Here is a 13988-nt window from a genome sequence, read left to right as displayed (position 1 = left end):
ATTTGAAGGGCATTGACTCCAATTCATAGGATGAGTATTGATTATCCTATTTTTTTGAGCCTTTGTAATTTCGTTTATACTGGCGTTATAACTGGTTCCTCCGATTCCTAATATGCAAATAGAGATGACGATTATTAAAGGGAACTTTTTCATAGTCGTGTTATTTGAATTTAAATGAGAATTTAATTGGAGATAATGTGAAAAAAATCAACAATTTTTAAACGTATTCATTGTTTGGTGATATAAATTTAATAAATTTTGCTTAATTAATATAATTATTTCAGGTGTTAATCCGAAATTCATGCAATGAATCATGATCAGAAAATTTAACTTGATTTGTTTCAAAATTTTTAATATATTATGAATAAAGTCCATTATTATATTAAAAAAGCGGGAGTATTTGCGCTGGAATTCAGGAGATTTCAGCTCATTAATTATAGGAATAATGATGTTTCAGGAACTTCGTGATTTAATACCACAAAGTAATATGCCGTTAAAAAAATCGTTATCTTTGATAGATCAAAGAAATATATGAATTTTGTAGAGTGTCATGAGGAACCTATCCATATTCCTGGGTATATACAAAGTTTTGGATACCTGATTGGCATTGATGCAGAATCTCAATCCATCACTTTTTTCAGCCGGAATATTACGGATATATTTAAAGTCGGAAATGCGGAGCTGCTTTTTGGAAGAGGCCTTATGGATTTTCCTGAAATCTTCCGGACTGTTATTGACTCCGATCTTTATACTTCCCTGCAGGACTTTACAAGAAGAGAAAATGAAACCCATTTCGATAAAGTATTTATCGGTGATAAGGAATATCATTTTTCCGTTTTCAGAAGCGGTAAACACATTTTCCTTGAATTTGAGGCGGTACTGAAAAATCCCAACAAGCGCATTTCTAATAAGTACGACAATTTTTATGTCATAGATAATGAAAAGGAGCTGTGGGAGCAATTGCTAAGCACGCTTTCTAAAATTGTGAATTATGACCGGATGATGGTTTATAAATTCATGATGGACGGTTCGGGAAAAGTGATTGCAGAAAGAAGGAATGATAATATGGAGAGCTATCTGGGACTTTATTACCCTGAATCAGATATTCCAAGACAGGCCAGAGAGCTTTATTTAAAGAAAAGAAAAAGAATATTCAGTAATGTATATGCTGAAACGGTTCCGTTGATAAGCAGAACGGATGAAAATATTGATCTTACTTTTGTGGCTTCAAGAGGAATGTCGCCTATTCATGGCCAGTACATAAAAAATTCCGGAGCTTCTTCCAGTTTCAGTGTATCTATTATTATTGAGGATCATCTTTGGGGTTTGGTTACCTGCCAGAACTCGGAGGCAAAGCATATTGATCTTGAAGATAGGGTACAGGCGGGAATTTTTACGGCTCTGGCTTCCAATGCCTATTCTTCGTTCAAGTCTAAAAATGAACTGAAATACCGCCTGGAGCTGAACGAAAAATCGTCACAGCTGAAAGCGGAGTTTTTGAAACATAATAATCTTTTTGATTCACTAGCAGACAATAAAGGAAAGATAAGAAAGTTGCCTGAGGCAGACGGTTTAGCTATTATTTCGGAAGGAAATACAGTGACTGTTGGAGTGGTTCCTGAAAACAGGATTATTGATGCCATTGCACATTGGGCTCTTGAGAATACTGCTGACAGTATTTTTGTGAGCAGAAGCTTCCTTAAAGATTATGGAAAGGAGCTGGGACTGGACGAAAATGCAGCCGGAATCATTATTTATTTTATTGAGGGAAATAAAAAGGAAATGCTGATCTGGTTCCGTAAAGAGTTTGATGAACATATCGACTGGGCCGGAAATCCTGAGAAGAAAGTAGAAGTATTGCTGCAGGACGGTAAGGAAATACAGGTTGTTTCGCCAAGAACCTCTTTCCAGATTTTTACAGAAAATATTAAAGGAAATTCAAAGAGATGGAATTCCAGAGATATCGTTTCGGTGCAGGCTGTCCGCGATGTGATCCTTGAAACCTCGCACAAGCAGTACAATGCGATCAAAGCGCTGAATAATGAGCTGAGAAAGGTAAATGAAGAGCTTGACAGTTTTTCTTACACGATCTCTCATGATCTGGGGACACCTTTGACCGTGATGAAGCTGAATGCACAGATGTTGCTTTCTAACTTTGAAAAAACAGAAAAAAATAAAAATAAGCTGAATTCCATTGTTGAAGAAATCGACAATATGGCGGAAATGATGCATGATGTACTGCAGCTCAGTCGCGCCAAACACAGCGAGATAGAACTGGAACGCCTGCAGCCTCTGAATACGATCCAGAAGATATCGGAAAATGCAAAGATCACCTTCGATAGCCCGAAAAGTATAATCACGATTAAGGAGTGCCCCGATGTACTTTCGGATAAAACGATGCTTCATCAGGTATTTTTAAATATCATCAATAATGCAGTGAAATATTCTTCTCATCAGGAAGAGCCGAAAGTGGAAATCTGGGGAACTGAAGAAAACGGGACTGTCGTGTATAGGATTTCAGATAATGGTATTGGAATTCCCGAACAGGAAAAACATAAAATGTTCAAGATATTTAACAGGATGGATAATGCTAAAACCTTCAAAGGAAATGGGATAGGATTGTCTATTGTGCACAGGATTATGAAGCGTATCGGAGGAAATGTGGATTATGAGAGCAATAAAGGAGGAACTTGTTTTATTTTAACGTTTAAAAAACCCTAAATTTGGGAAACTTTAAATCCTTATTTATGGTATCAGAATATCTTAAGCAAAATACAGCGGAATATCACGATGCAGCAGAGAAACTTTTCAATTCTGAAAAAATTTTCAATAAAACCTTTACCTTAGAAGATTACAAAAAGATCATCAATACGAATTATCTTATGCTTCTTCACAGTGAAGATAAAATATTCAAAAGTCTTTCCGATAAGTATTCCGAAAAACTTCAGCTCAGCGACAGGAAAAAGCTTTCTCTTATCGAAAAGGATCTTGAAAGTCTTTCTCTTGAAAATCAGAATGCTTTCCACAATCTTGAGTTTAATAATGAACATGAAGCTTTGGGAGCAATGTACGTAATTGAAGGTTCTACTTTAGGTGGAAATGTAATCGCCAAACAGCTTTCTAAAACAGAGGGTTTTGATGAGGTGACCTTCAATTTCTTCGGATGCTACCAGGAAAATACGGGCTCCATGTGGAAGAACTTCAAAGAGGTTTTAGATACTGAAGTTACCGAGGAACATTACAATGAGGTCCTGTTGGGAGCAAAAAAACTATATACGTTTTTACTGAACGTCAATTAATTTCAACGAACCCTAATTAAATTCCTGAAAAATTGCCCACATTTTCAGGAATTGTTAAATTTGGGCGTTTCAATTTTTAGACTAAACTAAAAAATAATTTAAAAAAAGTATACAATATGAAAGTAACTGTAGTAGGTGCAGGCGCTGTAGGAGCAAGCTGTGCAGAATACATCGCAATGAAAAACTTCTGTTCAGAAGTAGTTTTAGTAGACATTAAAGAAGGATTTGCTGAAGGTAAAGCAATGGATTTGATGCAGACTGCATCGCTTAACGGATTCGATACAAAAATTACCGGAACAACAGGAGATTACAGCAAAACTGCAGGTTCTCATGTGGCAGTAATCACTTCAGGTATTCCAAGAAAACCTGGAATGACAAGAGAGGAACTGATTGGTATCAACGCCGGTATTGTGAAAGAAGTTACTGAAAACTTAGTAAAGAATTCTCCGGAAGTTATTATCATCGTAGTTTCTAACCCAATGGATACTATGGCTTATCTGGTACACAAAACTTCAGGTCTTCCTAAGCACAAGATCATCGGAATGGGTGGTGCATTGGATTCTGCAAGATTCAAATACAGATTGGCTGAAGCATTGGAAAGCCCTATCTCTGATGTAGACGGTATGGTAATCGCTGCACACAGTGATACAGGAATGCTTCCGTTATTGAGCAAAGCTACAAGAAACGGTGTTCCTGTAACTGAATTTTTAAGTGATGAGCAACAAAAATATGTAATTGAAGAAACTAAAGTAGGAGGGGCTACATTGACTAAATTGTTAGGAACTTCAGCTTGGTATGCACCAGGTGCAGCAGTTTCTGTAATGGTTCAGGCAATCGCTTGTGATCAGAAGAAAATGATCCCTTGCTCTTTAATGCTTGAAGGTGAATACGGACAAAATGATATCTGCTTAGGTGTTCCGGCTATTATTGGGAAAAACGGAGTAGAGAAAATTGTAAATGTAACGCTTACTGCAGATGAGCAGTTGAAGTTTGCCGAAGCAGCGAATGCGGTGAGAGAGGTAAACGGAGATCTTAAATTTTAATTGATTTAAGCTTTATATAAAGCCTCAGCGCGGCCGAAGGCCGCGCTGAGGCTTTTTTATTCCAGAGGCCAATTCCTCATTTATTACTTGTGTTTGCTTATGAAATGCCAAACTGCATTCACAAATTCTCTATTTTTCTCATAATACAAAAGATGTCCCCCATCAATGGCAACCACCTTTTGATCTGGAAACCGGAATGTTTTATAATGCATGGTTCCTACGGCTTTGTCCATTTTTCCAGTGATAACTAAGACTGGAACATGAATATCTTTTGTGATCGGTGCATAATCAGTATAATATTCAGGAAACTCTTTTGGTTTTGAAATCACGGCCATCCCAAAATCTATGATTCTTGGGTGAAGAGAATCTATTTTATCGGTTTGTCTGATGGTTTCAATATCTTCGGTAAGGAATTTATATCCGATTCTTTTCTTTCTTAAGGCAGCACTAATTTTTGATAGTTCAGAGGAAAGACTGTCTCTGGGAATTGCTTTATTCTGCAGTTGAAGAAGGCTGTTTCCATATTCTATTTGCTCTTTCAGGGTTTCATCATTGAGGAAATGAAGCGTGATATTAGCCAAAATTAATCCCTTTGTGTGCTGAGGATATTTTTTTGCATAATTAACCGCTATAATTCCTCCGAAAGAATGAGCCAGTAGAAAAAATTTATCAAGCTTCAGGTGTTGCCTCAGTTCTTCAATATCCTGAACCATTGCATCCAGGTGATAATTCTCTGATTTCCCGGATTCACCGGATCCCCGCTGATCCATATAAACCATCTGCATGTTTTTTTCAAGGTTGTTTCCACCTAAAAGTTCAAATGACGGATATCCCTGCCCAGGTCCTCCCGGAACATAAATGCAGGCTTCTCCTTTTCCGGAAACTTTATATCTGATCTTAACATGATCAGAGGTTTCAAAAGATTGTTCTGTACTGCTTTTCTGTGCTGAAATACCAATTGCAGCAAGGAATAATAACAGGAGAAAGTGGATGTTTTTCATATCATAATAACAGTTCATGGAGAAGATTTATTACTTCATGGCAGGTTATTTTTTTCTGCTTTTAAGTTCAATCATCTGCATCGATTATTGTATAAAAAATACTTATACAGCTATAAGACTCTGTACTTTCACTTTTTAAAATGAACTTTACAGATTTCAAAATGTTGAATTTTAAAATTTACTGAAGATTTCTTCTTTGCTTTTCTTTTTTGAGATTTTGCCAGTTAATGATATTGACGACCACTAAAGGGAATAAGCAGATGGGAATGATCATGATTGGGCTGAAGCCTTTCTTAAGCATCAGGGCCATAGAGGCAAGAAAAAGAAGAGTTATTGATACACCAAGCATAACAGTAAGTATCTTCAGTTTTTTTTCATTACTGATCAGTTCTTCATCGGTGTATTCGGATATCGGTTTACTTCTCATATTAGTTTTTTTTGATGACTTCTAGGGTTCCTATATTCCCGACAGGTGCAATGATGATGTTTTTATTTCCCTTTGAGACATAAAAATAATATGTACTGTTGATATCAATCAAATAAATATCTGCAGGTGCTCCTGAGCCGGAAGTTATTTTATAATTATATTTTAAATCCTGGCTTTCAATTCTTTTTTTGATGATGTTGCCCTGTCCGATACCTAAACCCACAAATAAAGCGAGAAGTTCTATCGCCACCAGTAAGCCAAATATTGGAATCATCGCTTTTCGAAGGCCTTTCTTATCAACTTCATTGTCTATTTTGTAGTTTCCCAGCAATTTCTTACCCCAGTTTGTATGACTGTTTCTGAAGATAATAGTCTGAATAATAAAGAAAAAAAGAATGACAGAGATCACCACGATGATCAGAATAGGACTCGAAGTCATATCTGCAAGCGGGCTGATCAGGATATCCGTGATCGATGAATATTTCAAAATATTTACATCCAATTGATAAAAAAGAATACTTTCCTTTAAAAGTCCAAGAATGATAAGATATAAATATCCTAAAGGCAGTAATCCCTGAATTTTTTCTAAATATTTCATCGTACTAATATATTATTTTATCCTGATATTGCAGTATCTTATAGAAAACATATCACGGGATGCATTTTTATTATCATTATGGGAAAAAGATTGCATAAAAATATCAGCTAAAAGACTTTCTGAATTCCAAGGGAGAAAGACTAGTTTTACTTTTGAATAGCTTGCTGAATGATTGAGAGTGCTCAAAACCTAATTCATAAGCAATCTCACTGATCGACAGCTGGGTGGTGGATAATTTTTCTTTTGCTTTTCCGATCAGTCTTTCGTGGATGTGCTGTTGGGTATTCTGGCCGGTAAGAACTTTTAGCAAACCGGTTAAATAACCTGGAGATACATTCAGTTCATCAGCAATATGCTGCACACTTGGTAGCCCTTTGGTGATAAGATCTTCGCTGTTGAAATAATCAGCAAGCAATGTCTCCAGAGAATCCAGGATTTTGTGGCTGGAAATTTTGCGGGTAATAAATTGACGCTGATAAAAACGTTCCGAATAATTGAGCAGCGTCTCAATCTGTGAAATAATAATATTCTGACTGAATGTATCAATATTGGAACGATATTCCTGGTGAATATTCTGAACAATATTATCAATGATATTTTTCTCTTTCTCGGATAGAAACAACGCTTCGTTCACGGAATAATCAAAGAATTCATAATTTTGTATAGTCTTTGCCAAAGGAGTGTGCCAAAGAAAATCGGGATGAATGAGCAGTATCCATCCCGTATGTTTTGCAATTGAATCCGGATCTCTTTTAATGCTGAAAACCTGTCCCGGAGCCATAAAAAACATGAATCCTTCATCAAAATCATACTGCTGCTGACCATATTTTATCTTTGTGAGAGATGTTCGCTTAACAGAAATAGAGTAGAAGTCAAGGATCCAGCTCAGTTCAGCTTCATTTGCATCATCCTTAATCGTACTGTAATCTACAACACTGATAAGCGGATGCTCAGGTTTGGCCAGGCCACGGAACTGGTGAAATTCACTAATTGTTTTGATTCTGATGGGCTGCTTCATATCACAAAATTAATTATTATTGATGATAAGCTGCTGCAAATTCTTTTGCAAATTCTTTCAGTTTTACTTTTCCTAAAACAGGTTTGTGCAGATAATAATCTTCGTATAAAATGCTGTTTCCTCTTGCTGCATTCATCTCTACAAAACCTTTAGCTGTTTTCGGATTCATTCCTGCGTTCACCATACCTTTTAGAAGGTCTTCATCAGAAACAGTTAGCCATTTAAGATCTGTTTTACCAATAGCTTCACCCAATGTTTGGGCAATTTCGTTGGGTGAAATTTCTTCGCTAGCAATATAACGGATTTCTCTTCCACTGAATGGTTTTTCAATCTCTTCCGCGATGGTACTGGCAATATCCAGTGGCGATACCCAGGGTTCTTTTTGATCTCCACCATAATTTTGAATGATTAAACCTTGTGATTTGATTGTAGGAATGAATGAGAACATATTGTAATAAAACCCGACCGGGCGCATAAATTTAATGGAAACATCATCCGGAAGTTCATTCAGTATTTTTTCTACATTATAATGAGATCTAAGAATCCCGTTTCCTTCACTCATATGTGCTCCGATACTGCTTAAATGAACAATATTCTTTACGCCTGATCTTTCAAAAGCCTCTTTGTAGTTTCTTGCGATCTGGATATTGGCCTCTATAAAATCAATAGTATGATCAAAGAATACGCTGGCATTCAAGGCCTCCATAGCATACACAACATCTGCACCTTTAAAGGTTTCTGCTAAAAAATCAACATCTTCCATGGATCCGATTGCGGCTTTTGCTCCTAAAGCCTCAATTTCGGGTTGTCTTTCACTGCTTCTGCTGATAACGGTTACAGAATGTCCTCTGCCTGCCAATTCTTTTGTCAGCGGTTTGCTGATATTTCCTAATGAACCTGTTACGATAATTTTCATTTTGACTTTTTTTTGTTGAAGCAAAATTCCATAATTGTTAAAAGATATTTGTATCCGAATCTGCTTTTCGCGTAGTCAAATCTGGTAGTAATAATAAAAAAGAGCGGTAAAAACCGCCCCTCATTTATCTAACAATAATTTCTTTCTAAAAATAAACGCATCCGCATCCGGTTTCCCAAGGCTGACATAAGCGTTGTGGTTCATCGCAGTCACCGCCAGGATTTCCACCACCGTCAGATCTGTAACAGGTTCCGTTGCTGCAATAGTAAGATCCGCTGGTAAGAGGGCAGTTTCCATCCATATCACACAATGCATAGGCAGTATCACCCCCGCTGATAATTCCCAACTCTTTTCTTGTTAATTTCTTTAGATTTTTCATAGCAGTTAATATTTTAGTTTGTTGATTACTAAGATATAAAAATTTTAATACACGTGGATGTGATTTAAATGCATTGTTTTAAATTAAAAGAAAAAGTAGAAAGGATAGTAACAAAACTGCGGGAGAAAGTTTTTCTTTTTCCCGCAGTGAATAACCGGTACGTTAAAAATTATGCGTTCATCATGCTAAAAGCTCCTTCGGAATTTGCAAAAAAGTTGTTATAGAGAACTTCAGTAATTCCTACACGGATTTCGTAAGTATCATTAATAAGGGCATTTACAAAGCTGTCTGCTACCTCTGACGCAGGGATACCATTCTCTCTACCTCCGATTTCTGCTGAAAAATCTGTATTAACAAGAGGTGGCATCAATTCAAAAACTTTAACAGAAGTGTCTTTTGCCAGCTCATGCCTTAATATTTTAGTGTAAGAATGGAGTGCTGCTTTAGAATCGGAATAAGTAGGAACGTGGGAACCCGGAGCAAATGCTACAATAGAAGAAACATTCACAACTGCAGCGTTTTCCTGTTGTTTCAGTAAGGGAAGTAACTTTTCGGTCAGACGAATGGGAGCAAAATAATTGGTTTCAAATTCAGCAACTGCCTTGCTATACGTGTCTGATGTATCAGAAATTGTATAAGCATAGGCATGTCCGGCATTGTTGATCAGAATATTCAGCCCTCCGAAATTCACTTTAATTTCCTCGATCAGACGGTTTACATCTTTTTCATTGGTAATATCTGCCTGAATAGTAAAGACATTTTCAAGACCTTTTGCTGCTGCATCAAGCTTTTCTTTATTTCTTCCTGCAATAATAATCTTGTTTGTTGTGCTCAGTGCTTTTGCAATTTCTAATCCGATTCCTGAGCCTCCGCCAGTAATTAAAATTGTGTTGTCGGTAATGTTCATAACATTTTTGGTATTAAATTAATAGGTATTTTAAATTGTACTAAATGGTACATAATTGAATAAAAAATTTTAACTGAGTATTTTAAGATTCATTTCAATAATACTTTTAAGAATTTCCGGTGAGCCTTCCATTCTTCTCGTAACATGAATCCCGTTCCATAAATTGCTCAGGTACCACCCGGTCATTTCGGGATCTTCGATACTGGTGATCTGCCCGTTTGCCTGTGCATTTTTGATGGTTTCTGCAAACAGTGTCTGCAGTTTTTTCAGCAATTGGACTGTTATTTTTTTTATTTCAAGATCTTTTTCAGAAAGCTGAACCAAGGCATTTCCTAAATAGCAACCACGTTCTTTATCGCAATCAGAAGCGTCAGCAAGATTCAGGAAAAACTGTCTGATGAATTGTACTTTGTCTTCAGACTCGGCAATGCCGTCTGAAAGCTTTTGATAAAAATATTCTGAAAACTGGGTGATCGACCGGATATAAAGTTCCCGCTTTCCACCTTTAAAAGCAAGATAAAAACTGCCTTTTCCGATACCCATAGCGCATAATAACTCATCAGCAGAAGCTGTATCATAGCCTTTGTCCCTGAAAACTTCAGTTGCCTTTGCAACAGCTTCTTGTTCGTCAAATATTTTAGGTCTTCCTGCCATTGGGATTATTTCTGAGACAAAGGTATGTTATTGTACTGTTTGGTACAAAATAATATTTTCAATATGTTTTATAGTTTCTGTCGATATAAATTAATGAATAGAGTAAAACTGCATCATCCTATAGATCTAAAGTCATAAAAACAGCAGTTTCTTCCGGGTTTTTATAGAGTCTTGTATTAATTCCCGTGATGCTGAAGCTCATTCTTCTGTAAAACTGTATGGCCGGATAATTGGTATTTTGCGTTTCAAGCTCAATGATTCTGCAGTTTAAATGTCTGGCTTCCCGGACAGCATTTTTGATCAGTTGCGTCCCGGTTCCATTTTTTCTGAATTTTTCATTGATCAGAATATTCTCAATGTAAAAGCTGTTGTTCCATGTCCGGTGCTCACAGATGATCCAGCCTATCAGTTCATTATCTTCAAAAGCTCCGAAAGAATGTCCTTTTTCAATGATTTCATTAAGTTCTTCAAGCTCATCCGAATGGGTTTCCCAAATCTTAGAGTAGGGTATAGATTTTTCTTTTAATACAAATTCAAAAGAACCGCCATATTCAACAAAAGAAATGGATAAGATCTTATCTGTGGTGTATCCGTTAAGTCCCCAGTGTAGGGTAGGGTTTTCAGTCAGTTTTTCTAATTTTTTTATTTCCATGGAAATGCGGAATGTGATTGGTTTATTGAATTTCTGTACAGATTTCTACTAAATAATGATCAGGATCTTTGATATAGGCTACTTTCTGTCCCCAAGGTTTTACTGCAATACCTTCATAAAGAACGGCTCCGTTTTTAACTGCTTTTTCAACCAGTTTCTCAACATTATCTGTTGTAAAACCCAATTCAATTCCGAAAGGTTTTTCTTCAGATTTGGAAAACAGAAATCCTTGTTTTATATTGGAACTGGCCAGACTTATAGATGCGAAAGAAAGACTCGTTTCCCCGGTAAGAAGTTCTCCGTAATCTTTTTCAGGAGTGATGAATTTAATGGGCATATCAAATGTTTGGTGATAAAAATTCATTGATTTTACAACATCTTCAACATATAAAATGACGTATTTGAATTTGATCATAGTAATAGCTTATTTTTTATTTAAAATATATTCTTCGTCAGTAATCAGTTCTACAAAAGGACCATTCCGCGGATAATATTCCATTCCTCCGAAATGCCCGAAGTGAAGCTGATATTTCTGTTCCAGTTGACGCATTTTGTTTCCAAAAGTATTTACATCGACATTTTGAACTGCATTTTCCAACTGTCTTCCGTTGGAGAAAAAAAGCATCAGATTGGAATGCTGTTTAAAATCGCAATGATAATAATAGAACACGTGAATATTTTCTTCAGTACATATCCGGGTCAAATCATTGACCAGATCTTTTTTGTTTGCTGAAGGCAAATTACAATCAATCCTGACAGAAAGGTTTTCAGCATTGTTTTTCTTGAAATCGGAACCGGTGATTTGCAGAAAACTATGCTCTATAGTTTCAAAATTTTTCCTTTCCGGACTGAACCTTCTGCTTGATTTTACTTCAAAAGGCAGATCAGCCAGAACTGCATTGTGATGAATCAGCAACTGTTCTATTTCCGAAACAAACTGAAAATGCTCATCAAAAAGAGTATAATCGCCTGTGGAAATCAATAATTGGCTTTCATTGATCTTAATATCTAAATACAATCTTTTAAAACGGAAATGCAATTCCCCCAGTTTTTTGATGAGATTTTCGAGATGATCTACTGAAACCCGGGCTTCTAACTCAGCCGGATTGTCAGCATGCCCTCCAAAGCCTTTGAAAAACTTGAAAAATTGGAAACTGTATACATTTTCCGGGAATTTAAAATACCAATATACTCCTAAAATCATTTCTGCACTTATTGGTTTAATAGACGGTTCTCAAATTTAAAGAAAATTTCACACTCCAAAACTTTCAAAACCCGTAAATTTGTGGTCAACAAAAATTTACTAGATGCTTAGGAAAATTTCAATTGCGGCAGCAGCTTTATTGTCCGTGATTACAATCAATGCTCAGAAGAACAAAAATTCTCAATTAGAAAGACCCAAATTAGTCGTAGGATTAGTGGTAGATCAGATGAGGTGGGACTATCTGTACCGTTTTTACAGTAAATACGGAAATGACGGTTTCAAAAGACTCCTGAATACCGGATATTCTTTAAATAACGTTCATATCAACTATGTACCTACTGTTACGGCTTTGGGACATACCAGCATCTATACAGGTTCTGTACCTGCGATTCATGGTATTGCCGGAAATGACTGGACGGATAAAGAAACAGGGAAAAATGTTTACTGTACAACAGATGAAAACGTTCAGCCGGTAGGAACAACCAATACAAAAATAGGAAGCCATTCTCCAAAAAACCTTTGGTCTACAACCGTAACGGATGAATTGAGACTGGCTACCAATTTCCAGGGAAAAGTGATCGGGGTTTCGTTAAAAGACCGTGCTTCCATTCTTCCAGCGGGACATACTCCGAACGGAGCTTTCTGGTTTGATGACAGTACCGGAAGCTTTATTACGAGTACATGGTATATGAACGATTTGCCTCAATGGGTTAAATCTTTCAATTCGCAGAACCTGCCTGAAAAATTAGTGGCAAACGGATGGAATACTTTGCTCCCGATTAATCAGTATACAGAAAGTTCTCCTGACAATTCTTCTTGGGAAGGGCTGTTGGGAAGTGCAAAAACTCCTGTTTTCCCTTACAGTAATTTAGCACAGGATTACCAGGCTAAAAAAGATAATATCCGCTATACGCCTTTCGGAAATACGCTGACGCTTAAATTGGCTGAAGCTTCTGTGGAAGGTGAAAAATTAGGAAGTGATCAGATTACCGACTTTTTAGCGATCAACCTGGCTTCTACAGATTATGCAGGACATAAATTCGGTCCTAATTCTATCGAAGTGGAAGATGTTTATTTAAGACTTGACCAGGATCTGGCTCAGTTTTTCAGCTACCTGGATTCAAAAGTAGGAAAAGGAGAGTATACTGTTTTCCTTTCTGCTGACCACGGTGGAGCTCATTCTGTAGGATTCCTGAAAGAACATAAAATTACTACAGGATTCTTTGGTGAAGGAATGGAAAAAGATATCAATCAGAAGCTGAAGGATAAATTCGGAGTCGATAAGCTTATTAATGCAGTAGACAACTATCAGATCTATTTTGACAGAAAGCTGATGCAGGATAATAAAATTGAACTGGATGACTTGAGAGACTTTACGATAAAAGAGCTTCAGAAAGATCCTACTGTTTTATATGCTGTTTCTGTGGATGAAGTTCAGGAAGCTACTATTCCGGAGCCTATCAAACAGAGAATCATCAACGGGATCAACAGACAGAGAAGCGGAGATATTCAGCTGATTTCTCACGATTCCATGCTTCCTCCATATTCTAAAACAGGAACTACCCACAGCGTATGGAATTCTTATGATGCACACATACCATTGATCTTTATGGGATGGGGAATCCAGAAAGGAGAAAGTAATAAGCCTTATAATATGACGGATATTGCACCTACCGTTTCATCATTACTGAAAATTCAGTTCCCGAGTGGAAATATAGGAAACCCAATCACAGAAGTTATTGGAAGATAAAATCACAAAAAAGCATTTCGAAAGGGATGCTTTTTTTTTATTATTCATAGCTGATCATTTGACCTTATCAGCCCCTTGAATCTATTCTACAGTAGATTCTATTTAACAGATTGAAAAGTGAAAATAAAAAAATGAACAAA

General features: G+C 36.6%; 15 protein-coding genes. 4 read left to right on the top strand and 11 right to left on the bottom strand.

What is annotated here, in order from left to right:
- Positions 1-531: 531 nt before the first annotated feature.
- From LC418_RS16640 to LC418_RS16630, 3 genes are all read left to right on the top strand, one after another.
- Positions 532-2721 (top strand): ATP-binding protein, encoded by a 2190-nt coding sequence (locus tag LC418_RS16640; protein WP_223559971.1) that lies wholly within the window; start codon positions 532-534, stop codon positions 2719-2721.
- Between the two features lie 26 nt (positions 2722-2747).
- A complete protein-coding gene (locus LC418_RS16635; protein ID WP_223559970.1) occupies positions 2748-3299 on the top strand; it encodes a biliverdin-producing heme oxygenase in 552 nt (183 codons plus the stop codon).
- A gap of 116 nt (positions 3300-3415) precedes the next feature.
- Positions 3416-4342 carry a malate dehydrogenase gene (locus LC418_RS16630; protein WP_111956739.1) on the top strand — a complete coding sequence of 309 codons (927 nt, stop codon included), beginning with the start codon at positions 3416-3418 and terminating at the stop codon, positions 4340-4342.
- An 83-nt stretch (positions 4343-4425) separates the two neighbouring features.
- Here LC418_RS16630 and LC418_RS16625 read toward each other — a convergent pair whose 3' ends face one another.
- From LC418_RS16625 to LC418_RS16575, 11 genes are all read right to left on the bottom strand, one after another.
- Positions 4426-5361, bottom strand: a complete 936-nt coding sequence (locus tag LC418_RS16625; protein WP_223559969.1) for an alpha/beta fold hydrolase — start codon at positions 5359-5361, stop codon at positions 4426-4428.
- Between the two features lie 160 nt (positions 5362-5521).
- Positions 5522-5770, bottom strand: a complete 249-nt coding sequence (locus LC418_RS16620) for a redox-active disulfide protein 2 (RefSeq protein WP_111956743.1) — start codon at positions 5768-5770, stop codon at positions 5522-5524.
- 1 nt (position 5771) lies between these two features.
- Positions 5772-6368, bottom strand: coding sequence for a hypothetical protein (locus LC418_RS16615; protein WP_223559968.1), 597 nt, complete (start codon positions 6366-6368; stop codon positions 5772-5774).
- A gap of 103 nt (positions 6369-6471) precedes the next feature.
- Positions 6472-7386, bottom strand: a complete 915-nt coding sequence (locus LC418_RS16610) for a helix-turn-helix domain-containing protein (RefSeq protein ID WP_223559967.1) — start codon at positions 7384-7386, stop codon at positions 6472-6474.
- Between the two features lie 16 nt (positions 7387-7402).
- Complete coding sequence (locus LC418_RS16605) at positions 7403-8302, bottom strand: NmrA family NAD(P)-binding protein (protein WP_223559966.1); 900 nt, start codon at positions 8300-8302, stop codon at positions 7403-7405.
- A 145-nt stretch (positions 8303-8447) separates the two neighbouring features.
- Positions 8448-8681, bottom strand: a complete 234-nt coding sequence (locus tag LC418_RS16600; protein ID WP_223559965.1) for a bacteriocin-like protein — start codon at positions 8679-8681, stop codon at positions 8448-8450.
- A 169-nt stretch (positions 8682-8850) separates the two neighbouring features.
- A complete protein-coding gene (locus LC418_RS16595) occupies positions 8851-9588 on the bottom strand; it encodes an SDR family oxidoreductase (protein ID WP_223559964.1) in 738 nt (245 codons plus the stop codon).
- 69 nt (positions 9589-9657) lie between these two features.
- Positions 9658-10242, bottom strand: a complete 585-nt coding sequence (locus LC418_RS16590; protein WP_223559963.1) for a TetR/AcrR family transcriptional regulator — start codon at positions 10240-10242, stop codon at positions 9658-9660.
- Between the two features lie 118 nt (positions 10243-10360).
- A complete protein-coding gene (locus LC418_RS16585) occupies positions 10361-10894 on the bottom strand; it encodes a GNAT family N-acetyltransferase (protein ID WP_223559962.1) in 534 nt (177 codons plus the stop codon).
- 22 nt (positions 10895-10916) lie between these two features.
- Positions 10917-11309, bottom strand: coding sequence for a VOC family protein (locus tag LC418_RS16580; RefSeq protein ID WP_223559961.1), 393 nt, complete (start codon positions 11307-11309; stop codon positions 10917-10919).
- 9 nt (positions 11310-11318) lie between these two features.
- Complete coding sequence (locus LC418_RS16575; RefSeq protein WP_223559960.1) at positions 11319-12098, bottom strand: hypothetical protein; 780 nt, start codon at positions 12096-12098, stop codon at positions 11319-11321.
- 103 nt (positions 12099-12201) lie between these two features.
- On the opposite strand from LC418_RS16575, the gene pafA reads away from it, so the two are divergent.
- Entirely contained in the window at positions 12202-13848 is a 1647-nt protein-coding gene (gene pafA, locus LC418_RS16570; protein WP_223559959.1) for an alkaline phosphatase PafA, read from the top strand.
- The last annotated feature ends 140 nt before the right edge of the window (positions 13849-13988 follow it).

It is taken from the genome of Chryseobacterium lathyri (assembly GCF_019970085.1).
Taxonomy (GTDB): Bacteria; Bacteroidota; Bacteroidia; order Flavobacteriales; family Weeksellaceae; genus Chryseobacterium; species Chryseobacterium lathyri.
Note: the sequence above shows the minus strand (reverse complement) of the source record. Positions and strands in the feature narration are given on the sequence as shown.